At 58.3% G+C, this 24,403-nt stretch carries 25 protein-coding genes; 11 read left to right on the forward strand and 14 right to left on the reverse strand.

Annotated features, from left to right (window positions below; translation table 11 throughout):
• Positions 1–82: 82 nt before the first annotated feature.
• Positions 83–1,642, reverse strand: a complete 1,560-nt coding sequence (locus B9H00_RS01525) for a BCCT family transporter (RefSeq protein ID WP_086899163.1) — start codon at positions 1,640–1,642, stop codon at positions 83–85.
• Positions 1,643–1,881: 239 nt separating this feature from the next.
• Here B9H00_RS01525 and B9H00_RS01530 point away from each other — a divergent pair, with 239 nt between their 5' ends.
• Together B9H00_RS01530 and cobO are read left to right on the forward strand one after the other, a co-directional pair.
• On the forward strand, positions 1,882–3,102 hold the full coding sequence (locus B9H00_RS01530) for a NupC/NupG family nucleoside CNT transporter (RefSeq protein ID WP_086899164.1): 1,221 nt from the start codon (positions 1,882–1,884) through the stop codon (positions 3,100–3,102).
• Positions 3,103–3,150: 48 nt separating this feature from the next.
• Positions 3,151–3,759, forward strand: a complete 609-nt coding sequence (gene cobO, locus B9H00_RS01535) for a cob(I)yrinic acid a,c-diamide adenosyltransferase (protein ID WP_086899165.1) — start codon at positions 3,151–3,153, stop codon at positions 3,757–3,759.
• A gap of 62 nt (positions 3,760–3,821) precedes the next feature.
• Here cobO and B9H00_RS01540 read toward each other — a convergent pair whose 3' ends face one another.
• Complete coding sequence (locus B9H00_RS01540; protein WP_157663159.1) at positions 3,822–4,922, reverse strand: ABC transporter substrate-binding protein; 1,101 nt, start codon at positions 4,920–4,922, stop codon at positions 3,822–3,824.
• 290 nt (positions 4,923–5,212) lie between these two features.
• Here B9H00_RS01540 and B9H00_RS01545 point away from each other — a divergent pair, with 290 nt between their 5' ends.
• From B9H00_RS01545 to B9H00_RS01570, 6 genes are all read left to right on the forward strand, one after another.
• Positions 5,213–5,983 carry an SIMPL domain-containing protein gene (locus B9H00_RS01545; RefSeq protein ID WP_086899167.1) on the forward strand — a complete coding sequence of 257 codons (771 nt, stop codon included), beginning with the start codon at positions 5,213–5,215 and terminating at the stop codon, positions 5,981–5,983.
• A complete protein-coding gene (locus tag B9H00_RS01550) occupies positions 5,980–6,366 on the forward strand; it encodes a potassium channel family protein (RefSeq protein WP_086899168.1) in 387 nt (128 codons plus the stop codon). Before B9H00_RS01545 ends, B9H00_RS01550 begins: the two co-directional genes overlap by 4 nt.
• A gap of 27 nt (positions 6,367–6,393) precedes the next feature.
• Positions 6,394–6,636: a TrkA C-terminal domain-containing protein gene (locus B9H00_RS01555; protein ID WP_086899169.1), complete on the forward strand. Its 243-nt coding sequence runs from the start codon at positions 6,394–6,396 to the stop codon at positions 6,634–6,636.
• 2 nt (positions 6,637–6,638) lie between these two features.
• Positions 6,639–8,003 carry a TrkH family potassium uptake protein gene (locus B9H00_RS01560; RefSeq protein WP_086899170.1) on the forward strand — a complete coding sequence of 455 codons (1,365 nt, stop codon included), beginning with the start codon at positions 6,639–6,641 and terminating at the stop codon, positions 8,001–8,003.
• A gap of 97 nt (positions 8,004–8,100) precedes the next feature.
• On the forward strand, positions 8,101–9,015 hold the full coding sequence (locus tag B9H00_RS01565) for a LysR family transcriptional regulator ArgP (RefSeq protein ID WP_086899171.1): 915 nt from the start codon (positions 8,101–8,103) through the stop codon (positions 9,013–9,015).
• Between the two features lie 2 nt (positions 9,016–9,017).
• Positions 9,018–9,374, forward strand: a complete 357-nt coding sequence (locus tag B9H00_RS01570; RefSeq protein ID WP_086899172.1) for a hypothetical protein — start codon at positions 9,018–9,020, stop codon at positions 9,372–9,374.
• On the opposite strand, the gene B9H00_RS01575 is transcribed toward B9H00_RS01570, so the two are convergent.
• Positions 9,355–9,687: an MTH1187 family thiamine-binding protein gene (locus B9H00_RS01575; RefSeq protein WP_086899173.1), complete on the reverse strand. Its 333-nt coding sequence runs from the start codon at positions 9,685–9,687 to the stop codon at positions 9,355–9,357. The genes B9H00_RS01570 and B9H00_RS01575 overlap by 20 nt on opposite strands.
• Positions 9,688–9,888: 201 nt before the next feature.
• Here B9H00_RS01575 and cfa point away from each other — a divergent pair, with 201 nt between their 5' ends.
• Together cfa and B9H00_RS01585 are read left to right on the forward strand one after the other, a co-directional pair.
• Positions 9,889–11,034, forward strand: a complete 1,146-nt coding sequence (gene cfa, locus B9H00_RS01580; protein ID WP_086899174.1) for a cyclopropane fatty acyl phospholipid synthase — start codon at positions 9,889–9,891, stop codon at positions 11,032–11,034.
• 133 nt (positions 11,035–11,167) lie between these two features.
• Positions 11,168–12,358, forward strand: coding sequence for an amino acid aminotransferase (locus B9H00_RS01585; RefSeq protein ID WP_086899175.1), 1,191 nt, complete (start codon positions 11,168–11,170; stop codon positions 12,356–12,358).
• A gap of 72 nt (positions 12,359–12,430) precedes the next feature.
• On the opposite strand, the gene B9H00_RS01590 is transcribed toward B9H00_RS01585, so the two are convergent.
• From B9H00_RS01590 to B9H00_RS01600, 3 genes are all read right to left on the reverse strand, one after another.
• The gene (locus tag B9H00_RS01590) at positions 12,431–12,994 is read right to left on the reverse strand and encodes an EF-hand domain-containing protein (RefSeq protein ID WP_157663160.1); all 564 of its coding nucleotides are present in this window, start codon (positions 12,992–12,994) and stop codon (positions 12,431–12,433) included.
• Between the two features lie 57 nt (positions 12,995–13,051).
• Positions 13,052–14,398 carry an MATE family efflux transporter gene (locus tag B9H00_RS01595; RefSeq protein WP_086899177.1) on the reverse strand — a complete coding sequence of 449 codons (1,347 nt, stop codon included), beginning with the start codon at positions 14,396–14,398 and terminating at the stop codon, positions 13,052–13,054.
• A 158-nt stretch (positions 14,399–14,556) separates the two neighbouring features.
• On the reverse strand, positions 14,557–15,027 hold the full coding sequence (locus B9H00_RS01600) for a hypothetical protein (RefSeq protein ID WP_086899178.1): 471 nt from the start codon (positions 15,025–15,027) through the stop codon (positions 14,557–14,559).
• A gap of 158 nt (positions 15,028–15,185) precedes the next feature.
• Here B9H00_RS01600 and B9H00_RS01605 point away from each other — a divergent pair, with 158 nt between their 5' ends.
• A complete protein-coding gene (locus B9H00_RS01605; RefSeq protein WP_086899179.1) occupies positions 15,186–16,142 on the forward strand; it encodes a LysR family transcriptional regulator in 957 nt (318 codons plus the stop codon).
• 71 nt (positions 16,143–16,213) lie between these two features.
• Here the strand turns inward: B9H00_RS01605 and B9H00_RS01610 are convergent, their stop codons facing one another.
• From B9H00_RS01610 to truA, 8 genes are all read right to left on the reverse strand, one after another.
• A complete protein-coding gene (locus B9H00_RS01610) occupies positions 16,214–17,407 on the reverse strand; it encodes an O-succinylhomoserine sulfhydrylase (protein ID WP_086899180.1) in 1,194 nt (397 codons plus the stop codon).
• Between the two features lie 155 nt (positions 17,408–17,562).
• A complete protein-coding gene (gene purF / locus B9H00_RS01615) occupies positions 17,563–19,080 on the reverse strand; it encodes an amidophosphoribosyltransferase (RefSeq protein ID WP_086899181.1) in 1,518 nt (505 codons plus the stop codon).
• A 59-nt stretch (positions 19,081–19,139) separates the two neighbouring features.
• Complete coding sequence (locus tag B9H00_RS01620) at positions 19,140–19,694, reverse strand: CvpA family protein (RefSeq protein ID WP_086899182.1); 555 nt, start codon at positions 19,692–19,694, stop codon at positions 19,140–19,142.
• Entirely contained in the window at positions 19,691–20,470 is a 780-nt protein-coding gene (locus B9H00_RS01625) for an SPOR domain-containing protein (RefSeq protein ID WP_086899183.1), read from the reverse strand. Before B9H00_RS01625 ends, B9H00_RS01620 begins: the two co-directional genes overlap by 4 nt.
• 15 nt (positions 20,471–20,485) lie before the next feature.
• Positions 20,486–21,751, reverse strand: coding sequence for a bifunctional tetrahydrofolate synthase/dihydrofolate synthase (folC, locus tag B9H00_RS01630; protein ID WP_086899184.1), 1,266 nt, complete (start codon positions 21,749–21,751; stop codon positions 20,486–20,488).
• Positions 21,752–21,756: 5 nt separating this feature from the next.
• Positions 21,757–22,689: an acetyl-CoA carboxylase, carboxyltransferase subunit beta gene (gene accD / locus B9H00_RS01635; protein ID WP_086899185.1), complete on the reverse strand. Its 933-nt coding sequence runs from the start codon at positions 22,687–22,689 to the stop codon at positions 21,757–21,759.
• A gap of 158 nt (positions 22,690–22,847) precedes the next feature.
• Positions 22,848–23,480, reverse strand: a complete 633-nt coding sequence (locus B9H00_RS01640) for a phosphoribosylanthranilate isomerase (protein WP_086899186.1) — start codon at positions 23,478–23,480, stop codon at positions 22,848–22,850.
• Positions 23,481–24,392, reverse strand: a complete 912-nt coding sequence (gene truA / locus B9H00_RS01645) for a tRNA pseudouridine(38-40) synthase TruA (RefSeq protein WP_086899187.1) — start codon at positions 24,390–24,392, stop codon at positions 23,481–23,483.
• Positions 24,393–24,403 lie beyond the last annotated feature (11 nt).

Consider the following 24,403-nt stretch of genomic DNA (forward strand, 5'->3'; position numbering starts at 1 on the left):
ATCAAGCTCTGTGACACAAAAAAAGCCCCGCAATTTGCGGGGCTTTTTTCATGACGGCGACAAAACACTGCCGTTTATTCGATCATGCGCTCTCGGGACGTTTCTCGGTGGCAATGCCCTGCTCACGTGCCATGGCATAGGCCGCTCTGGGCCCGGTCCACAGTAGTGGTAACAACAGCAGGGAAACCGGCACGGCCGCAATGACGATGACGGACTGCAGCGCATTGATACCGCCCTGTCCCATCATCAGCAGCAGCGCTGCTACAACGCCAAAGGAGATGGCCCAGAAAATACGCACAAACGCCGAGGGTCGGGCATCACCGGTGACCGACATGGCAATGGCATAGGCCATCGAATCACCGGTCGTGGCCACAAAGATCGTCGTCAGCACCAGAAACGCCGGAACGATAATGAACGCCAGCGGCAGCTGGCTGGTCACCGCCAGCAGCGCGGCAGGCAGACCACCGGCCGTCAGGGAGTCCGATACGCTGCCCGGGTTTTGCAGCTCATAGAAAATGCCCGAGCCGCCAAGCGTCGCAAACCAGATATTGGTGGCGATCGGCGCGGTAATGGCCAGTGCAATGACCAGCTCACGCAGGGTTCTGCCCTTCGAGATGCGCGCCACAAACATGGCCATCGACGGCACGAAACTGATGAACCAGCCCCAGAAAAAGAGCGTCCACTGTCCCAGCCAGACCTCGTTTTCACTGCCGCGCAGTAGTGACATATCAATGAAATGATCCAGATAGCTGGCGAAGCCTTCCATCATGGAGTGAATGATGAACGTGCCGGGACCGGCCACCATGATCAACACAAACAGCGCCAGAACGATCCAGACGTTGCAGTTGGAAAGCCACTGGATGCCGCGGGAAAGCCCTGTGGCCGCCGACAGCGTATAGATCACGACCAGCCCACCCAGAATGGCCAGCTGCAGGACATAGCTGTCGGCCCAGCCAAACAGCGTATTGAAGGAGTAGGCAAGCTGGGTCGCCAGAAACCCGATAGGGCCGATGGTGCCGGCGGCGACGCCAAGAATGCAGATCACATCGGCCACGATTCCGAGCCAGTGCGTTTCCACCTTCTGTCCCAGAAAGGGATACAACAGCGCACGCGGGCGCAGCCGGATGCCGCCGTGATAGTGGGCATGAATCATGACCAGAGCTGACAGCGTGCCCAGACAGGCCCAGGCACTGAAGCCCCAGTGGAAAAAGGCCTGCGCCAGCGCCGGACCGATCGCCGACGATGTGCTGCTTTCAACGCCGTCAAAGGCCGGCGGCGTGGACATGAAGTGGTAGATGGGCTCGGCCGTCGACCAGAACACACCTCCACCACCCAGCAGCGCACAGAGGATCACGGCATGCCAGTTGAAGGTCGACATCGTAACTTCGCTGTCATTGCCACCCAGACGGACATCGCCGTAACGGGTCAACGCCAGCGCCAGCGCGATCACGAGATTGAGCAGCATCCAGAGCTGCCAGTAGGCACCAAACCAGTGGGTCGACCAGCCGAAGGCTGTATCGATCCAGCTACTGACTTTATCGATATCAATGAGTGCTGCGACCACAAACAGCACAAGCAGGCCGCCACTGAGTGCAAATACGATACGTTGACCGCGCACTCGAGCAGAGTCGGAAGAGGACATGAAGGAGGGTCACCATTGGAATCAAAGGTGCTCACCCTACCAATCGATTCCCCTCAGGTATATTCAAATTTCAAATCCGTCCATAATTGCCCGATCTCGGAGCGTCGGGCTTTCAACCGGCCTCTGGCCCGTGCGTCAGGCCCTCAATCTGGTAAGGTGTGCGCCATATCGCCCGGGCAACACGAAAGAGCACGTTGTTCCCTGGAACAATCAACAATACAGACCGGGAGTTGCTGCACATGCAAATTCTGATGGGACTGGTCGGCATCGTTTTCGTGCTGACCGTTGCCTTTATCTTTTCCGAAAATCGCCGCGCCATTCGTCTACGCACCGTATTCTGGGCCTTTGTACTGCAGGCCGGTTTTGCACTGTTCGTGCTTTATGTTCCGGTGGGCCAACACATTCTGATGGGCATGTCAGGCGGCGTTCAGGCCGTGATCGACAGCGCCGGCGACGGTATCTCCTTCCTCTTCGGCTCGCTGGCCGGTGGCAATAACGGGTTCATCTTTGCCATTCAGGTACTTTCGGTCATTGTCTTCTTCTCATCACTGGTTTCCGTACTGTATTACGTGGGTATCATGCGCTGGGTGGTCAATATTCTCGGCGGCGGCATTCAGAAGCTGATGGGCACCAGCCGACCGGAGTCCCTGTCAGCGGCGGCCAACATCTTTGTCGGCCAGACAGAGGCTCCCCTGGTAATTCGTCCCTTCATTGCCAACATGACCCGCTCCGAGCTTTTCGCGGTCATGGTTGGTGGTCTCGCAAGCGTGGCCGGTGGCGTGCTGGCAGGCTATGCCGCCATGGGGGTCAATCTTCAATATCTGATTGCGGCGTCTTTCATGTCGGCACCGGGCGGGCTTTTGATGGCCAAGATGATGCTGCCGGAAACCGAGACACCCCAGCACGATACCAACGTATCGACCGCTGAAAACGACGAAAAGCTGGCCAACGTCATCGACGCGGCGGCCACCGGTGCCAGCACCGGGGTGCAGCTCGCGCTCAACGTGGGCGGCATGCTGCTGGCCTTCGTCAGTCTGATCGCACTGGTCAATGCCATCCTCACCGGTATCGGCGGGCTGTTCGGCTTTGAAGACCTCACCCTTCAACTGATCCTGGGCTATATCTTCTCTCCCGTGGCCTGGCTGATCGGTGTTCCCTGGTCGGAAGCCGTTGCGGCCGGCAACTTCATCGGTCAGAAAACGATCCTCAATGAGTTCGTCGCCTTTGCCTCCTTTACAGGGTTTGAGGGCGATCTCAGCGAACATACGCAGGCCATTATCACCTTTGCGCTATGTGGCTTTGCCAATATTTCCTCCATCGCCATCCTGATGGGCGGTCTAGCCGTCATGGCGCCTTCACGGCGCGGTGATGTCGCTCGACTGGGGCCAAAGGCGATTCTGGCCGGCACCCTGTCCAACCTGATGAGCGCCTCGCTTGCAGGTCTGTTTTTATCGCTGTAACACGGCGATGCCACGACAGCATGTTTTCAGGTCACAGGACGTCATGACATGAGCAACGACGAACAGCGTCAGGCGCGCCACCAGCGCGCCATGGAGAAACTGAAAAGCCACGTGGATGAGCGGGTGGCCAACGCCAGTGAAGAACGCGGGCAGTTTCTGATTTTCACCGGCAACGGCAAGGGCAAGACCACCGCGGCCTGGGGCACGGTGACGCGCGCGCTGGGCTACGGCTATGGCGTGGGGGTCATTCAGTTCATCAAGGGTGAATGGGAGTGTGGCGAGCGAGCGCGCCTGCAGGAGGATCCAAACCTACAGGTCGCGACCATGGGCACCGGCTTTACCTGGGAGACCCAGAACAGGGAAACCGATCGTCAGGCCTGTGAGGCGGTCTGGCAGCACGCCAGCCGAATGTTGAGCGACCCGAATATCTATCTGGTCGTGCTCGACGAGATCACCTACATGCTTAAATTCGGCTATCTCGATATCGAATCGGTCAAGACCGCGCTGCAAAATCGCCCCGTCGAACAGAGCGTCATCGTGACTGGTCGCAATGCGCATCGTGAACTGATGGCCATGGCCGATACGATTACCGAAATGCAGGAGACCCGCCATGCCTTCAATAACGGTTTGAAGGCACGACGGGGACTCGACTACTAGACGCGGGCCTGGCAACAACAGGACCGTCTCGTCCAGTGCGGCGCCATTCCTGATGGCGCCGCTTACTTTTTCAGGTCAACCCACAGCGAGCCCATGAACGGGTCACTGATGTAGTGCTCGTTGATCTCTTCAAGCGTCCTTTGAGCATCGATATCCTTGAACCGGTCGGGATAGCTCCATTTGGCCATCTGTTCCAGCACCAGAATATTGAGCGGCGTGTTGATGAGATGGTGGTACAGCCCGTGCACTCGACCATTTTCAACAGCGCTCAAATGACCGATCAGCGGACGCTCAAGAATATGTTTGAGGGATTGCCGGGCCTCGCTTTCGCTGACATCCGGCCCCAGCACCAGACCATTGACCTGACGTAGATAGCCCCCACCGGTCGCGATATAAACCTCCGGATCGCGGGTCAGAACATATTCGGGATCAATACGCCCACTTTTGCCCTTGAGCACATCGGCGCCGATGTTATCCACGTTCAGGCGTTTGGCAAAATAGTCAAAGCTGCCTTGCCCGGGTGAATTGCAGCACTCGCCCATACCGGCATGGGCTTCAATCATGACCGTGGGCCTGTCGGCTTTCGATATCTGCCCGACCCGGTCCAGCACGGCCTGACGCTTTTGTTCATAAAAGCGGATATAGCGTTCTGCCTGATCTTCCCGACCAAGCAGAGTCCCCAGGGCCCGCAGGCTGGGTACGGTGTCATCCAGTGGGTCGGTTGCAAAATCAATGAACACGACCGGAATGCCGGCGGCGTCCAGTTGATGCATGAGCTCCTGTCCCTGAGAGACCGGAATCTGCGAGCGGCTCAGTACGACCGCGTCAGGGTTCATCGAGATGATCCTTTCCACCGAGATGCTGCCCGGACCCGGGCCATCCCCCACGATGGGCAAGTCATCAAGCTCGGGGGCACGCTTGTGGTAGATGTCATAAAGTTCGGGGGAGCGTTTCATGTCACTGCCCCAGCCCAGCAGCCAGTGGGCCGGGTTGGTGTCCAGCAACGACAATGCGATCAACTGGCGTCCCTCGGCCAGTACGATATGTTCCGCCGGTTTTTCAAGGGTGACATCCCGGCCTTCAATATCATGTACCGTAATGTCCGCCTGCGCCGAGAGTGAAAAAACACCCAGGGCGAGACCTGCAAGCCATCGTTTACTCACATGCATCCTGATGTATTGTCCTGACTGATCAAAAAACGGTAGCGTGATGCGGGACATTGCCCGCGGCGTTCATCATGATCCTGCAGCGATGATGAGGCAAATATCGCATCAAACGGCTGGGCTGCTTTCCCGACGCCAGCAGAAGATGTCTCTTGAAGAGCGTTGCACTTTACGTCACAGCCTCTTTACTATCTCGGACAGCATTCCCCCGGGGTCATTTCAGAATCCTTTTGACACCATCATCGCACCTTGATGGCGCAGATGATGCCCTTGCATGGAGCTTCAGCCAAATGTCCGTTTCAAAGCGTTTTCCTGCACTCCTGGCACTGCTGGCCATGAGCCTTCCCGTATTGCCTGCTGCGGCTGCCGAGAGCACCCCATCCCGACAAATCGAGGTTCAGGCCAGCGCCAGCATTGATGTGTTGCCTGACCGCGCGACCCTCAATGCGGTGCTGGTTGAGGCAACCCCTCTGGTCGAGATGGGCAGCAAGCGCGATGGAGATGACACGACAGAGGCACGCAAGAAGCTGGAAAAGCGCAGCACGGCATTGATCAAGGCCTTAAACAGGATGGGGGTCGACAGTGACCATCTTCATGCCGGCAATCTGAGCGTCTACAACGAGCAGCAGCTGCAGGGTAATGACCAGGCCGCTCCCCTGAAAGAGCGTGTGGTCATCGAGCGCAATCTGGATATCGACATCAACGACCTGAGCGCCCTGCCCGGGATTATCGATGCCCTGTTTGCCAACGGCATCGACCGCCTGGAGGGCATTCGCTACGACGTCAGCGATCGTGAAGCCGTTGAAGACAAGGCACTTGAACAGGCGCTGGCACGTGCGCACCAGAAGGCAGAACTGATGGCGAGCGCCCTGTCCGTGACACTGGGCGACGTTGAGCGCATCCAGGAAACCCGCTCACCGGTTCTGCGCCCAATGATGATGGCCTCGGCACGCACCGAACAGGCCGACAGCGCGACATATACACCGGGCACCATCAGCGTGGATGCCGGTGTACTGGTCAACTGGTCCCTTGATACATCAGCCGACAAGGCGCGGCCATGAGTCGTCAGTATGCCGTGATTGGCCTTGGGTACTTTGGCATGACAGTGGCCCTTGAACTGGTGCGCCAGGATCATGAGGTCCTGGGCATCGACCATGATGAGGGCCGGGTGGACTCTCTTGCCAACCAGCTGACGCATACGGTCATTGCCGACCCAAAGGATGAGCGAGCGCTTGATGAACTGGATTTGCACAGATTCGATGCGGTACTGATCGATCTGGATACCATAGAGAGCAGCATCCTGTGCGCCATGCACGTCAGTGGACGAAAGGTGCAGGAGCTTTGGGTCAGGGCACTATCCGATGATCATTACAAGCTGCTGGAGCATCTGGGCGTCAACCATATCGTCTATCCAGAGCACGACCAGGGTATTCATGTGGCCTAAAGCATCAATCACCGCACCGTGGTCGACATGATTTCGCTGGGGGATGGCCAGTACGTCATCGAGGTCGAGATTACTCGGGCCCTGGTCGAACATCAGGGCAAGGGGGGCATCATGCATCTTCACGACAACGAATCGGCAAGGCTGGTGGCCATCAAGCGCGACGACAAACTCGACTGCTCCCCGGACAATAATGCAGACCTCAAGGCCGGGGACCATGTCATTCTGATCGGGGACCTTGATGCCCTGAAGCGATTTGATGTGAAAGCCTGACCATGGCCTTTAAGCGACTACGCAGGCCAGCACGGCGCTCTCCAAGAGGGTTGATACTACAGCTCCATCCACCTGAAATTCTGCTGTTGGGCTTCATGACCATGAGCCTGATCGGCACTGTGCTGCTGAAGTTACCGATATCGACCACGCAGGGCGTCGGCTGGCTGGACGCCCTGTTTACAGCGACCTCAGCGGTCACCGTGACGGGGCTGGGCGTTATCAATACCGGCGCCGATCTGAGCTTCTGGGGCCAGCTGATCGTACTGGTATTGATTCAGGTTGGCGGCCTGGGCTTCATGACCTTCGCCGCATTGACCGTCATCATGCTGGGAGGCCGCCTGCCCATGTCCCAGCAAAGCCTGGTGAGAGAGTCACTTAATCAGTCCTCGGTGGGCGAGATTGGCCGCCTGGTGCGCACGGTCGCGCTTTATGCCGTCATCGTGGAGATCGCCGGCACCGTGCTGCTGGCCATACACTGGGTACCTGAAAGCGGCTGGCGTGTCGGGCTATGGGAAAGCTTCTTTCATGCGGTATCCGCCTTTAACAATGCCGGCTTTTCCACTCACGCAGACAGCCTGATGAGCGAAGTCGGCAACCCGCTGGTCAATTTCACCATCTCGGCGCTGTTTATCATTGGCGGGCTGGGATTTGCGGTGCTGGCCGATATTCATGAAAAGCGGGCCTGGTCACGCCTTTCCACTCAGAGCCGCCTGATCCTGATCGCCACCCTGCTGCTCAATATGGTGGCCTTTGCCTGTATTACCACACTTGAGTGGCACAATAACGGGACGCTGGGCCAGCTTGACAGTACCACTGACCGTCTTATGGCCGGCTGGTTTCAGGCCGTGACGCCGCGCACCGCGGGATTTAATACCGTTGATACGGGCGCCATGACGCAACCGTCCTCGTTGATTACGATGATGCTGATGTTTATTGGCGGCGGGCCCAGCTCTACCGCCAGCGGTATCAAGATCACTACGTTTATCGTATTGGTACTGACGGCTCGCGCCTTTTTTCAACAGCGTGAAGAACCGGTTATCATGAACCGACGCTTGAGCATCGATACCGTCAACAAGGCGGTGGCCGTGGCCCTAGCTGCCGTCTTCATGATTTTTGCAGTCATCATGCTGCTCAGCATCACCGAGCCGCATGCCCGGATGCTCGACATCATGTTTGAAGTTGTGTCCGCCTTTGGCACAACGGGCCTCTCCCGCGGCCTGACCGGCGAGCTGTCCATGCCTGGCAAATATATCATTATCGCGACCATGCTGATCGGCCGCGTTGGCCCCCTGTCTCTGGGATACATGATGGCCGGCAAACACACACCTGCGACACGCTTCGCCAGGGCGCCCCTGCAGATCGGCTAATAGTCGTAGGGCCCTTCACAAGACGCGTACTCGCATCGTTTGCTCTATCCTGTAGTTCCTGATAGATCAATCATATAAGGCTTCCTGGCTAGGCGTTATGCTCGACTATAAACTTCTTGAGGCGCTGGGCGCCGTTGTGGATCAGGCAGGGTTTGAGCGCGGTGCGCAGGTACTGGGGCTGACTCAGTCTGCCGTGTCGCAGAGAATCAAGCTTCTGGAGGCGCGTCTGGGACAGCCGGTGCTGATTCGAGCGCCCCGTATCGCCCCGACAGATCTGGGAAAGCGACTTCTCAATCATATTCAGCAGGTTCGTCTGCTCGAACATGATCTGCTTGACTATGTCCCCTCACTCGGTGATCGCGAACAGCGTCTTCGCATTGCGCTCAACGCCGATAGCCTGGCCACCTGGTGGGCCGAAGCGGTAGAGGATTTCTTTCGCGATCACCGGGTCATGTTCGACCTGGTCGTTGAAGATCAGGAAACGGCACTCAAGCGCATGCGCGACGGCGAAGTGGCAGCCTGTCTGTGCATGACCCCGCGCTCCATCCAGGGCGCGCGCGCGCGCCCGCTGGGCGGCATGCGTTATCGCCCCCTGGCCACGCCTGACTTCATGAGCCGATATTTTCCCAACGGCCTCAACCGCATTGCGCTGGCAGAGGCGCCCGCCGTGGTCTTTGGTCCCGATGACCGGCTACAGCAGCGCTATGTGGCCAATCATGGCGTGACCGCCCCTTTCCCGCATCATCTATGCCCGTCGTCAGAAGGGTTTTATCGAATGATTCGGTCCGGCATCGGTTATGGACTGGTCCCTGAAATTCAGGCTCAGGAGGCCATTGATCAGGGCGAGCTGGTCGATCTCGAAACAAGCTCCGATGTTATCGTGCCGCTCTACTGGCATTACTGGCGTCAGGGTGGGAATATTCTGGAAGCCCTGACACAGCATCTGACCCAGCATGCGCGGCGCTGGCTGACCGACCTTGATGGTTTTGATAACCCTTCGGGAGTGCTCTGATCATGAGTTTTCCGTCTGTCTTCAGCACAGCGTATCTCTATCCCTGCATACTGCTTTTATCCGGTCTGTTAACAGCCTGCAGCACTGCCCCGCAGGGCGGACAGGGTGGAGATACGCTGGTCGTCGCTGCCGGCGCCACCGATGAGCCTACTGCCCGAGCCAATGCCATGGAAACCGGTCAGCATCTGTGTCTGTCACGCGGTGGAAGACAGGCCAGCATGGTGGATATGCAGGTCACGCCACCCACCATGACCAACGTTGATAAAGATCCGCTCGCCCGATCCAACACGGATGCCCTGGAAGCGGCCACCTCTGAAGGCGACATCTGGCGCGCCAGACTTACCCTTCGCTGTCGCTGAGCCCGCCTTGTTCACGCTGGCGAATCGCCTGCACGCTCTCGATCTTGTCCGACATGCTCTGCTCACGATCCGTGCGCGTTCCGATACGCATAGAGGTTGTGATCCTGGGCGCCCCCATCTCATGCACGACCTCATGACAGCGCCTGACCACATCAAAAACAGCCTCCCACTCTCCTTCGATGTTGGTGCCATAGGCATGCATCTGATGTGAAAGCCCTGCCTGCTCAATCACATCCTGACATGCCGAGACATAAGCCCCTACCGAAACACCCACACCCAGTGGCACAACACACAGGTCCACCATGACCTTCATAACGCTTTCCTCCCGAAAATATTGGTAACGTCAATTTGGTTCATAAAAAACGGGCTGCAAAATCGGCAATTGTTGCTTAAATTTTTAAGGTCCGAACAAGAAAAATAGCTCGACGTTTCCTTGGCATCACCGGACGTGTCACCCGCTCATGGTACAGGGAGGCATCGTGGGGGTAATGAACCATTACCAGGGGAGAATGGCATGACCAGCAATACCTTTGACAATTCAACAGCCTACGGCAAAAGCCGATCACGCCGACTGATCGAGCGCTGGCTGGAACCCACGGGCATAACACTCAATGGCAACAAGCCCTGGGATCTGCAGATTCATAATTCCGATTTCTATAGCCGGGTCGTGCGACAGGGCTCACTGGGCCTCGGTGAATCCTATATGGATCACTGGTGGTCGTGCGAGCGCATCGACCAGTTCATCGAGCGCGTCCTGCTGGCCAATCTGGGCGAGCGGGCCCATACCCGCCGTGAAAAGATGTTTTATCAGCTTCAAACCAGCCTGACCAATCTGCAGAGCAGGACACGCGCTTTCATGGTAGGCGAGCAGCACTATGACTTCGGCAATGACCTGTTCGAGGCCATGCTGGACAGCACCATGTGCTACTCATGCGGCTACTGGAAAGAGGCCACCACCCTGCATGAAGCGCAGGTGGCCAAGCTGGATCTGGCCGCGCGCAAGCTGCAACTCGAACCCGGCATGAGGGTGCTCGATATCGGCTGTGGCTGGGGCAGCTTCGCCGAGCATGCAGCTCGTCACTACGGCGTTCATGTGACCGGCATCACCATCTCCAGAGAACAGGCCGAGCTTGCCGGAAAACGCTGTGAAGGGCTCGATGTCGACATCCTGCTCGAGGACTATCGCGACCTGGAAGGCCGCTTTGATCGCGTTGTCTCCATCGGCATGTTCGAACATGTCGGGCAGAAAAACTATCAGACCTACTTCGACACCGTGGAACGTCTGCTGACGACGGATGGTCTTTTCGTGCTGCATACCATCGGCTCCAACAATTCGACCATCGATGCAGATCCCTTCATCAACAAGTATATCTTTCCCAATGGCGTACTGCCCTCGATAGCGCAGATCATCACGCCTACCGAGAACAGGATGGTGATGGAGGACTGGCAGAATTTCGGTGCCGACTACGACCGCACCCTGATGGCCTGGCTGGAGAACATCGAAGCGGCCTGGCCCGGCCTGCCTTACGATGAACGTACCCAGCGCATGTTCCATTACTATCTGGCCAGCTGTGCCGGCGCCTTCAGGGCCCGTGACCTTCAGCTCTGGCAGGTCGTCTTTTCCAAACGTCGCCCCGGGCGTTATGACGCGCCTCGTTAGGCACTCTCGCCCGGATGTGTGGCCACCTGGCATCTGCGGTAGCCGTGGCGGCCCCGCAATGGCATTATTTCCCAGGTATCATCCTTATGCCCATTCATTCAGGACCGTCAACCCGACGAGGTAGTCATTCAAGATGTTCGAGCGTATCGAGCGAGTTCCCGGGGACGCTATCCTCGGCCTGATCGAAGCCTATCAAAAGGATTCCAACCCTCAGAAAGTCGATCTTGGGGTCGGTGTCTATCGTGATGACCAGGGCCGCACGCCGGTGCTTGCGACGGTCAAGAAAGCAGAAGAGCAGCTTTGTCAGAACGAAGCCACCAAAAGCTACATAGGCTCCCATGGCGATACGCGCTATACCGAGGCGGTCACCAGAATGGTGGTAGGTGAAGACTCTGCGGCACTGAGCGCCGGTCGCATCAGTACTACCCAGACCCCGGGGGGCACCGGTGCGCTGCGTCTGGCCGCCGACTTCCTGAAAGCGCACCTGCCTGGCCGCGCCATCTGGCTTAGCGACCCGACCTGGCCCAACCATCCGGCCATCTTTGATGCTGCTGGCATCGACGTTAAGCGCTACCCCTACGTCAACGCCGATAATCGTCTGGACTTCGAGGCCATGCTGGCCGCTTTAAAGGAAGTCCCCGAAGGCGACATCGTCCTGCTGCATGCCTGCTGCCATAATCCGACCGGTTTTGACCTGTCAGAGGCGCAGTGGCGAGAGATCCTGGACGTAGTCAAGTCTCGCGGACTGCTGCCGCTGATCGACTTTGCCTACCAGGGTTTTGGCGATGGCCTTGATCAGGATGCCTTTGGCGTTCGCCTTTTCGTTGAAGCACTCGACGAAATGCTGATCACAACGTCGTGCTCAAAAAACTTCGGCCTCTATCGTGAACGTACCGGCTCGCTGATGCTACTGGCCGCCGATACAGAGCAGATGCAAAATGTTCGCACCCAGGTCGCCATTGCCGCTCGCGAAAATTACTCCACGCCACCTTCGCATGGCGCTGCGGTCGTCGCCGAGATTCTGAGCTCTCAGGCACTGACCGACGAGTGGAAACAGGAACTGGCCGACATGCGCGGGCGTATCAATGGTCTGCGCAGCGATTTCGTGGCCGCTTTCCGTCCACACGGCCTTGAAGAGCACTTTGCCTTCATCGCCGAGCAGCGCGGCATGTTCTCCTACACCGGGCTGACTCACGAGCAGGTCAAGCGACTGCGTGATGAGTTCAGTATCTATATGGTGGGCTCCGGCCGTGCCAACATTGCCGGACTGTCTGAAAAGACGCTGGAGTACGTGGCCAACGCCATTGCGACCGTTGTGAAATAGCGCCTAGGCATCACCATTTGTTGAAACAAAAAAAAGCGAGCCATCCGGCTCGCTTTTTTATGTCTCCATGACTCAGGGCGAGACCGACTCCACCGTCTCTGCAGACGTATTCGGCTCGATCTGCACCGGCTCATCGCCCGCCTCGGATGAGGGAACAACGCCCCAGGCCGCCGCTGTGGACGAACTCATGGTGGCAGGCGTAGCGGTCGCTTTGGAGCGCTGCCACGTCTGGGACGCCGGCTCTGGCGGCAGTCGCCATGAAGATGAGACGATTTGATCAGAGCCCATCGCCTCCGCCCCCTGCGTGCTGGCCTGAAGCTGTCGCTGAAGGGCAGGATCACTCAGACGTTTGCGAAACTCCTGACGCGATATCTGACCATCACCATTTTCATCCAGCGTATTCCAGTGATCTCCCAGACCAAGGTGCTCAAGGTCCAGCGCACTCAGACCATCGCGAGGATCGGTATTGCCCTGATCAAAAAGCGCGTCGGCCTGCTGCACGCTGTCCGATGTGGCGCCTGCCTGTGTGGCATCGCCTTCCTGCGTCGAGTGCTGAGCGCACCCGGCCAGCATTGCCATCATGACAAATCCTGACAGCCGTTTGTGATACCCCATTGGCCCGCTGCGCATAAGCATCTCCGCACCATCGATCATGAAAGAGTACTAATACTATAAACACAATGAGGTCACGCTTCACGAAAGACGTTCTGAAGACTGCTCTACAGGAACGTCAGCCGGTGAGCGCCCCTTGTCTCCCAATATGCGACGATAACTCCACCAGGCCAGAACACCCGCCATCACATTGCCGATGGCAGCGCCGATGCCAAGACCCATGAAGCCGCCCAGCCAGGCGCCCAGGCTCAGACAGGGCAAATAGCAGACAAAAAGACGCATGAAAGAGACCGTTACCGCTCGGCGCGGCCAGCCAAGCGCATTACAAGCCGACACCACCAGCATACAGATCCCCAAAAAGGCATAGCTTGGCAGCATGAAATGCAAAAGCGTGGCCAGCATGCCACGCACTTCTTCGTTACCGGCCAGAAGCCCCGCCAGCGGCATGGCGACAGCACTCAATACGATGCCAAGCACCAGTTGCCACATCAGCACCACACGAGCGGCAAGGTTCATCAGCGCACGAATCTCCTGCCAGCGACCGGCGCCAAAGCTGCGGCCAAGCCAGGGTGGCAGAGACATGGTCAGCCCCAGCACGACCAGAATGACGAAGGTTTCCAGACGCGCTGCCAGCCCCCAGGCCGCCACTGCCGCCTCACCAAGCCTTGCCACGATGCCGGTCGCGGCCAGGGCCGATACCGCCGGCAACAGCTGCGAGGCCATGGCCGGAAGCGCAATGCCCATAAAGCGTGTCAACGAGGCGCCGGCTTCCTGACGAAGGCCTGTTCTGCTGAGCCAGTCACGCCGGGCAAGACTTCGTAGCAGCACCAAAAGGCCGATGACAAAGGCAATCAGCGTGGCCCATGCGGCACCTGCCAACCCCCAGCCATTGAAGGGGCCCACCCCAAAGATCAACACAGGGTCCAGCACAAGATTGATCAGACTGGTCAGCATCATCATGCGTCCGGGAAGCCGCGTTTCGCCATGAGCGCGAAAAAGGCTGTAACCCAGATACAGCAATGCCCCGACCCAGCTGGCCAGAAGCCACGGCCCCCAGTACTGATGGATCAGCACCAGCGTATCTGCATTGGCCCCCAGCAAACGGAAAATAATGGGTTCCATGAGCCAGAGCAGCAGCAGCAACGCAAGCATTGCGGCACTGCCTCCCAGCAGAACCAGACTGCCCAGACGACGTGCGCGAGCCGTTTCACCTGCCCCCAGCGCGCGTGAAATCATGGCCGCAATGGCAATGCCAAAACCGACCTGTACCCCAATGATGACCGTGGCGACAGGAAACGTGAATGACTGCGCCGCCAGCGGCTGGGTCCCAAGGCGGGCGATAAAAATACTATCGATCAGGTTGAAGCCCAAAAGCGCCATGACGCCCATGGCCATGGGCAGTGTCTGACGCCAGAGAGTTTTACCCATTTCTCGGGTTTGAGGCGATGCCACAGCACCTCCAGAGTTGATGGGATGAGAATGAATGCGGCGCGCAGTCTAACCTTATGCACAAAAAAAAGCAGGCAAGGCCTGCTTTTCGAGAGGATTACTTTCCGGCGACCTATCGGCCGCCGGAAGCAGCTGGATTACATGGAGGTCAGGATCTCGTAGCTGCTGTCCGAGCTTGAAGGGCTCTGGGTGGTATTGCCATCCACGACGAGCGTGTAATGACCGGCGGACAGCGTGCTGTCGATGTTGAAGTTGCCCTGCGCGTCGCTGGCGCTGCTGGCAACGACCTGTCCCTGCTGGTCCAGTACCATGGCATTCAGACGATAGGAGGCGTTGTGAGCGCCTGCCGAATGACGGCTGGCAAGCTGAACCTGACCGCCGTTTTCAACGTGAAAGTTGAAGCGCTGCGGAGCGCCCTGAGCGGCGTAATAGGTGCCGGTCAGACCATCGGCAGTGGCTACGGCAGAAGGCGACAGTGCATTGCTGCTGGTGTTCAGAGCTGAACCATTGTTGGCCTTCATGAACTGGCCTTCAGTAGTAGACGCCATGCTCTGCTGTGCCATCAGTGTGGTCAGCGAAAGTGCAGCGATCAGAAGTGTGCGTGTCATGTCATGTCCCTTTTCAGTGTGGTATATCTCGGAGCTGTTTTTGTCAGCGCCCGTATCGATAGATATATTCTCCACCTGAAAGCACTTCTGATCGATGCACTCTATAACAACTTTATGTTGCAAAAAATGCAACATTCGAGCCGGGAGACGTGTTTCCCATGGATCTGTCCAGCCGCCTGTTACTGCTTGCCGAAGTGGTCGATGCCGGAAGCTTCACGCGTGCCGCCGATCTGCGCCACGTTGACCGCTCTGTCATCTCGCGCCAGATCGGGCAGCTGGAAAAGGAGCTTGAGGTACGACTTTTCAACCGCTCGACCCGGGTGGTGCATCTCACGGACGTCGGCCGTGAAATCTACCAGCGCGCCCTGCGGCTGCGCACCGCCATGGAAGATGCCCGGCACGTGGCAGAAGCCTATCACAGCGAACCACGAGGCGTACTGCGCATCAATGCGCCAACGGACTTTGGTCGACGCTACGTGGCCCCCGCCGTGGGTCTTTTCATGAGACGCTTTAATGAGATGCAGGTCGAGTTGCAGTTCGACAATGCCTACGTCGATGTCATCGCCGGCGGTTATGATCTGGTCATTCGCATCAGCGAGCCCAGGGATTCATCACTGATTGCGCGGCCGCTGGCAAGCAACCATCGAGTCATCAGCGCCAGTCCCGAATTCATTCAAAAATACGGCCTGCCTGAAAGCGTTGAAGATCTGCTGAAGCTACCGGCGGTGACCTACTCACGCGACGACCTGACGCTCGACTATCTCCACTATTACGACGAGAGCAACACGATCGTGCGTGGGGCTTTCAACTCGCACTTTCGGACCAACGAACCTGAGGTCATGGTCAGAGCCATGCTGGTAGGGCTTTGCTATGGCGTAATGTCAGCTTTCATGCTCGAAGAGCCCTTTCGGGAAGGCAAACTGTTTCCGCTGCTGCCAGAGTTGCGACTGGCGCCGAGCCCCGATATTTACATGGTCTACCCCCACCGAGAGTTTCTCTCTCTCAAGACCCGACGCTTTATCGAATGTCTGCAGGAAATCGTGGGAGAGCCGCCCGTATGGGAGCGCAATATGCCGCGTATCAATATGCTGCAGGGCTATGACCCGATGGCCTGAGTACGAACAAAACGGACGGCAAAGCGTTGCAAGGGCTCCAGAACATGCCTGAAGCCCTGATACCAACGGGTTTATAGTGCGTCCAGTCCTCGCGAGAGATCCCGCTTGATATCCTCGAGATGCTCAAGACCGACCGCAATACGAATCAACCCTTCCGTGATGCCCGCCGTGTCACGTTGTTCATCACTGAGCCGACCATGCGTAGTGGTTGCCGGATGCGTGATAGTGGTCTTTAGATCGCCCAGATTGCCGGTAATCGACAGAAGTTGCGTGGCATCAATCACGGACCAGGCCCCTTCACGACCGCCCTTCACTTCCACGCCCAGCACGGCCCCAAAACCGCTTTGTTGACGAGCGGCCAGCGCGTGCTGCGGGTGCGAGGTCAGGCCGCTATAATGGACCCGCTCTACGCCCGGATGCGCTTCGAGCCACTGTGCCAGCGCCAGCGCATTGTCACAGTGCGCCCGCATACGAAGCCCCAGGGTTTCCAGGCCCTTGGTAAATATCCAGGCGTTGAAGGGGCTCATGCTGGGACCACAGGTTCGCACAACCCCATGCACTTCCCGGACCAGATCGGCACGACCGGCCACTGCCCCACCGATGGCACGCCCCTGCCCGTCCAGATATTTGGTGGCCGAATGGATCACCAGATCAGCGCCATGCTCGATCGGTCGCAACAGCGCCGGCGTACAAAAGCAGTTATCGATCGCAAGCCATGCCCCATGATCATGCGCGATATCAGCCAGCGCGCGGATATCGGCGATCTCCGACAGCGGGTTGGACGGCGTCTCGGCAAATAAAAGCTTCGTACGCGACGTCATGGCCGCCTTCCAGCTTTCCAGGTCGGAAAGCTCTACAAAATGGGTGACCACACCAAACTTGCCAAAGTATTTGGCAAACAGACTGACCGTCGAGCCAAACAGTGATCTGGAGGCCACAATCTCGTCACCGGCTTCCAGAAGGCCCAGCACGGTCGACATGATGGCCGCCATGCCCGACGAGGTGGCCACACAGGCCTCAGCCCCTTCCATGGCTGCCAGACGTGCTTCAAAGGTCTGGACACTGGGGTTGGTAAAACGCGAATAGACATTGCCCGGCGACTCGCCGGAAAACTTGGCAGCAGCTTCAGCAGCGCTTTCGTAGACAAAGCTCGAAGTAGGAAAGATCGGTTCGCTGTGTTCCTGCTCATGGGTACGCTGATGGCCGGCTCGAATGGCCAGTGTATCCGGATGCAGATGATCGCCCTGGGCGTCTTTTTCAAACATGATGGCTTCCTTGAATGGTCGAAGACCGTGACGTCATTTAAAAATGCCCGGGACCGCGCGGCCCGTCATCATCATGAACAAAATGACCGGGCGCATGGCCCGGTCATTCAATGAATACCCTTTAGCGATATCCTACCCTGCCGCGGGCACGGGAATCAGTCAACTTCCTCGACATCATTATGCAGGTCTACCTGCGCATGACCGCCGCTGGACTGCTGTTTGGCGGCATCGCTACGCGCGATTTCGAGCCGGGCCAGGTAGTCCGGATCGATATCCCCCGTGACATAGCAGCCATCAAAGACCGAGCAATCAAACTCGGAAATCCCCGGATTGATTTCCCTGACCGCCTCCTTGAGATCATCAAGGTCCTGATAGACCAGCCGGTCGGCGCCGATCAACTCGGCCACATCGTCGGTCGTGCGATCAAAGGCAATCAGCTCCATGGCCACCGGCATGTCGATCCCGTAGACATTGGGATAGCGTACGGCAGGCGCAGCAGACGCGAAATAGACATTTTTGGCGCCGGCCTCGCGAGCCATCTGAATGATTTCATTGCAGGTCGTGCCCCGCACGATGGAATCATCGACCAGCAGAACATTCTTGCCGGCAAACTCGATATCGATGGCATTGAGCTTTTGTCGAACCGACTTCTGACGCTGCGTCTGCCCTGGCATGATGAAGGTCCGCCCGATGTAGCGGTTCTTCATGAAGCCTTCGCGATACGCCACGTTCAGATGCAGTGCCAGTTCCAGCGCAGCCGTACGACTGGTATCGGGAATGGGGATGACGACGTCAATATCATGTTCGGACCACTCACGCTTGATCTTCTCGGCAAGCTTTTGCCCCATGCGCATGCGTGTGGCATAGACATTGGCACCGTCGATGATCGAGTCCGGACGAGACAGATAAACGTATTCAAAAATGCAGGGCGTCAGCCGGGCGTTTTCAACGCACTGCTGCGTATGCAGATTGCGCGCCATATCGATGTAGAGCGCCTCGCCCGGTGCCAGATCACGGATCAGCTCAAAGCCTGCTACATCCAGTGCCACCGACTCGGACGCAATCATGTACTCCGGGCCTTCCGGCGTATCGCGACGACCAAAGACCACCGGACGGATGCCGTGCGGGTCGCGAAAGGCGACCAGCCCCTTGCCATTAATAATCGATACCGCCGCATAGCCGCCCTTGCAGCGACGATGCACCCGGCGAATGGCATCGAAAATATCTTCGGCTTCCAGCTGGTGCCCCTGCTTGCCAAGCTCATGGGCAAAGACGTTGAGCAGCACCTCTGAATCCGAACTGGTATTGATGTGGCGCAGATCGGCGTTGAACAGCTCCGCCACGAGTTGTTCGGAATTGGTCAGATTGCCGTTGTGAACCAGCGCAATGCCGTAGGGAGAATTGACGTAAAAGGGCTGGGACTCCGATTCGCTGGCAGAGCCGGCGGTCGGATAGCGCACATGACCGATGCCAATATTGCCCTTGAGTCTTTTCATGTGACGCGTATGAAAGACGTCGCGCACCAGACCATTGCTTTTACGCAGCAAAAAGCGCCCGTTATCCCAGGTCATCATGCCGGCAGCGTCCTGGCCCCGGTGCTGTTGCACCGTCAGCGCATCATAGACTGCTTGGTTTACCATCGAATTGGCCATCAGGCCCACGATACCGCACATGCGTTACATCCTCGCTGTCGGTGATTGCCGACGTGTTGTCGGCCGTACTGATCGCTTGATCATTGCGACATCTGCCGTGGCAGATGCCCTTGCAGTTCACGAGCGCGCTGCGATGCTTCATCCATGAGGGACTGATCCCTGTCGAGCTGCTGATACTGGCGAATGGCCAGATCCCGCCCCTGCTCGACCCAGGGTAAAAATGTCGACTGTTGCCAGTCAGTGGTCTGACTCAACGGTGTCAAACCGACCACCGCCACGATCACGACAAGGACAAGACCGCCGCGCAAAAAACCAAAGGCGGCCCCCAGGAGACGATTGAAAAACCCCATCCCCACCCACTCGATCATGGCGTGCAACAACCTGATGACCATGTTGGCTACCAGCAGCACGACAAATACCACCAGCACAAAGCCGATCACCAATCGAATTTGTTGACTGTCGATATAGTCTGCGAAAAGACCGGCAGCCGGCGCTGCCAGGGCTCGGGCCGTAAGTAGCGCGGCCACCCAGGCCGCCAGCCCCAGCCCTTCACGGATAAAGCCACGCGCAAACCCCGAGAGAACGGAGAACCCCAGAATGATGACAAATGCCCAGTCGATCCAGGTCCAGCTCACTGACCACCTTCGCGGCGAACAATCAGCCCCTTGATGTTGGCCTTTTCCTGCAACTCGGCGCGCGCGCGTTCACTCTCTTCGGTAGAGCTGAACGGCCCGACATAGACCGTGTTGAGCTCGCCACGCGGCTGCTGGTAGGCAGAAAAGCCCTGCGATTTGAGCTGCTGGATTAGTCGGTCAGCGTTACCGGGCTGACCGAAACTGCCCGCCTGAACGGCCCAGCCACCACTTCCGGAAGGCTGTGAGGCGCTATGACTATTTCGATTGGCAGCCGCCATGATCGGGTCTCCCGAGGAGTCATCGCTGCGGGCCGGTGTCTGGCGCTGAGTGCTGCCGGCGCTGCTGTCCCGGGAGGCTGTGGAAGGCCTGCTCGCACTTGTTGCAGCACTCGTGCTGCCGCCATTGCCACGCGCAGCAGCACTGTCACGCGAGCTCGAAGAGGACGACGCACTACGGGCCGGGGTCTGCGATGATGACGTCTCGCGCTCACGGTCCGGAAAAAGCTGGTTGCTCTGGCTGGCCTGACCGGAGCGCTCATCAGTGTTATCAGTGCTGATGTCGTCATTGGTCGCGACATCGTTTTCACTGGACAGCGGCGACTGCGGCTCGGCCACATCGGGCTGTGACATTTCGATGGGCTGTTCGATGATCACCGATGAATCGTCGCTGCTCTTTTCATCATCACTTGAACCACCAAACAGGATGGGCAGCAGGATCAGGGCCAGTGCCACAATAATGACGATACCGCTGATGCGCTCACGCATGCCGTATTTCATGCGACTCTCTCCTTGTTACGCGGTTCCCTCGCCCCTTTCGAGCCGAGCCAGAGCTTCTGCCACGGTAAAAAAGGAGCCGCAAACCAGTACGTCATCATGTTGTGAATGTTGTTCGAGCCAGTCGATGCCCGCTTCAGGGCCGTCAACCACGGCAAGGACTTGCCCACCACGTGCGCGAATAATCTCGGCCAGTGCTTCACCGGGGCGCGCGCGCGCGCCCGACAGTGTCACCGCCAGCCAGTCATCGACAACCGGCCAGAGGGCATCGATCACGCCTTCGGCATCCTTGTCCCCAAGCATGCCCAAAAGCGCCACGCGCCGGCCCACAGGCCGCTGAGCAAGCTGACTTGCCACGTAGTTCGCTGCATGGGGGTTGTGCGCCACATCCAGGCAGTAGCGCCCGATGCGCTGCATCCTTCCCGACAGTCGAATGCCGGAAAAGGCCTGTTCAAGCTTTTCGGCTTCAAGCGATAGACCAAGCGCGACGAGTGCCGTTAGTGCACTGGCAGCGTTATCCAGCGGCAGTCCGGGGTCGGGAAGCGACCAACCCCCGGCGTCTGCCGCCTCGCTCGGTCGCTGCCACTGCCAGCGACCTGTTTCGGCATGCTGCCAGTCAAAATCCTGACCCAGCACCAGACAGCGGGAAACCGGCAGTGCCTTGGCATGCGCCGCGACGGTTTTGACCATCTGTCGACTGCCCAGCACCGCCGGCCGGCCGGCGCGCAGGATACCGGCCTTCTCGGCACCGATTTTTTCGATATCGGTCCCCAGAAAATCGGCATGATCCAACGCCACACTGGTCACGATGCCGACATCGGCATCAATGATATTGGTGGCATCCAGCTGCCCACCCAGCCCGACTTCAAGGATGGCCATGTCCGGCGCACGGTCACGGATAATGACCAGTGCTGCCAGCGTACCCATCTCGAAGTAGGTCAGCCCAGTATCCTCGCGGACGGCATCGATACGCTCAAAGGCATCGATCAGGGCATCATCGCCAACCTCGGCACCGTCAAAAAGAAGGCGTTCGTTATAGCGCAGCAGATGCGGCGAGGTGTAGCAGGCCGTACTCAGCCCATGAGCACGCGCCACGGCTTCCAGCATGGCAACGGTTGAGCCCTTGCCATTGGTGCCGGCCACGGTCACGACCTGCCGGGCAATGGGACGGGATAAAAGCCCCAGCCGTTCGGCCACGACGCGAATACGCTCAAGCCCCAGGTCAATGGCGATCGGGTGCAGCTTTTCCAGGTGGGCCAGCCACTGTGTCAGTGTGCGAGACATGATGATCAGCGCGCATTTTCGGCGCTGTACGGTGTCCCATCATCACCTTCCACGTCCTCCAGCATGGTGACGGCAGGCTCCGAGGGGCGATCGGTCAGCGTGCGCAGGATACGTCCCAGACGCGTACGCATTTCGCTGCGATGGATGATCATGTCAACCGTCCCGTGCTCCAGCAGGAATTCGCTGCGCTGGAAGCCTTCGGGCAGCTTTTCACGTACGGTCTGCTCGATAACGCGCGGGCCGGCAAAGCCGATCAGGGCATTGGGTTCGGCGACATTCAGATCGCCCAGCATGGCCAGTGAGGCCGATACGCCGCCAAAGACCGGGTCAGTAAGCACTGAGATATACGGAACACCGGCACCGCTGAGACGCTCCAGTGCCGCCGAGGTCTTGGCCATCTGCATCAGCGAGAACAGGGCTTCCTGCATGCGCGCACCACCAGAGGCAGCAAAGCAGACCAGCGGACGCTTCTCTTCACGGGCAATCGTGGCTGCGCGAACAAATTTCTCGCCCACGACGCTGCCCATGGAGCCGCCCATGAATTCGAATTCGAACGCTACGGCCACCACCGGCAGGCCATCCAGCGTTCCCTTCATGACGATCAGGGCATCCTTTTCTTCAGTGGCCTTCTGTGCACCGGCCAGACGATCCTTGTACTTCTTGGAATCGCGGAACTTGAGTCGATCTACCGGTTCGAGCTGAGCCGCGACTTCCTCACGTCCCTCACTGTCAAGGAACCAGGAAAGACGACGACGCGCGTTCAGGCGCAGATGGTGATCACACTTGGGGCAGACATTGTGATGCCGCTCAAGCTCGGGCCGATAAAGGACAGCCTCACAATTGGGACATTTGCGCCACAGGCCGTCGGGGATGTTGTTGCGACGATCGGTACGGGCAGTACGCCCCATTGAAGGAACAATCTTGTCGAGCCAGCTCATCGAGAAAGGGCTTCCATATCGTTGATGGTCAGTCTTTTAAAATGGGCGCGCCGAAAAAACTCGTGGCGCATGGCCCCATTATCAATCATCGGCGGTAGTGAGGGCCAGCCCGGCGTGCATCTCTACCCTGCATCATTCTTTTCCACCGCCTTGAAGCGTCAGCGTGTCGCAGGCGTGACGTCTGCTGTCTGCACGCCGCCGATAAAGGCCTGGATCAGATCATGATCCTTCACTCCGGCGCTGGCTTCCACCCCTCCAGAGACGTCTACACCGTAAGGCGTAACCTGATGAACGGCTTGTACGATGTTCTCCGGGGAAAGCCCACCCGCCAGAATGACCGGCAGCGCCAGATCTGCCGGAACACGTGACCAGTCAAAGACCTCGCCAGTACCCCCGGGAACGCCCGGGCGGTACGCATCCAGCAGCAGGCCGCGCGCGCGATGGTAGCGGCTGGCCTGCTCATGAAGATCGATATCATCGCGCATGCGAAGCGCCTTGAGCCAGCTCATGCCATAAAGCTCGCAGGCCTCGGGCGGTTCCTCACCATGAAACTGCAGCATGTCGAGCCAGGGGGCACATTCGGCGATCAAATCAGGGGCCTGATCGACAAAAAGCCCGACCCGTGTCACAAACGGTGGCACCCGGGCACTGAGCTGTTCAAGGCGCTCGGGCGTCAGCGCCCGCTTGCTGCCGGGCCACATGACAAATCCCAACGCATCGACCCCGGCTTTGACAGCGGCATCAATATCCGCCTCGCGGGTCAGTCCACAAATCTTGATTCGGGTTCGCATTTACAGATGTCCTGCCGGTTCACCACGATAGACCGGACGCTGATAGTTCGAGACAGGCAGCGTACGCTCACCGGTCCATTCACCGCTGAAGTAAAGCTCTGCAGGCCCCAGCGGCTCGACCGGTAAATTGAAACGTGAATCATAGTACACGTCCACGAAATGCAGGCCCTGCGCCGGAGCCGTGGCCTCGGAAAGCGTCCGATCCCGGCCTTCCAGAATCTCACGCGTGCGCGACACTTCGCGACGCCCGTCACCAACGGTCAGCAACACACCGGCAATGTTACGTACCATGTGATGTAAAAAGGCGTTGGCCTGGATGTCGATAACGACCAGCGGCCCGACCCGTGTGACCTCGACAAAATGAACATGGCGCCAGGGCGTACTGGACTGACAGCCAGCAGCACGATAACCGGAAAAATCGTGCTCGCCGACCAGTACCTGCGCCGCTTCATGCATGCGCCGCTCATCCAGTGGCGTGCGATGCCAGGTCATGTGCTCGGCATCAAGCGCTGGGGGCACCGGCTGATTGAGAATCACATAGCGATAGCGGCGGGCAAGGCTTGAAAAACGAGCATGAAAATCATGCGGCATGACACGTGCCCAGCGCACCGACATGTCACGCGGCAAATGTACGTTCGTTCCCATGACCCAGGCCTTTAACGCGCGCGCACTGTCTGTATCGAAATGCACGATCTGACGGGTCGCATGGACGCCGCTGTCGGTACGGCCACTGCACATGACCTCGATGGGCGATTGTGCGATGCGGGAAAGTGCCGTTTCGAGGGAGGCCTGAAGAGATGGACCATGACTCAGGCGCTGCCAGCCCTGATAGGCCGTGCCACGATACTCAAGGCCCAGCGCGATTCGACCGCTGACGCGCTCGTTTTCATCCATTCGTGTAAAAAGGGACATGTGACTCGGTA

The sequence above is a fragment of the Kushneria marisflavi genome (assembly GCF_002157205.1).
GTDB classification, from domain to species: Bacteria; Pseudomonadota; Gammaproteobacteria; order Pseudomonadales; family Halomonadaceae; genus Kushneria; species Kushneria marisflavi.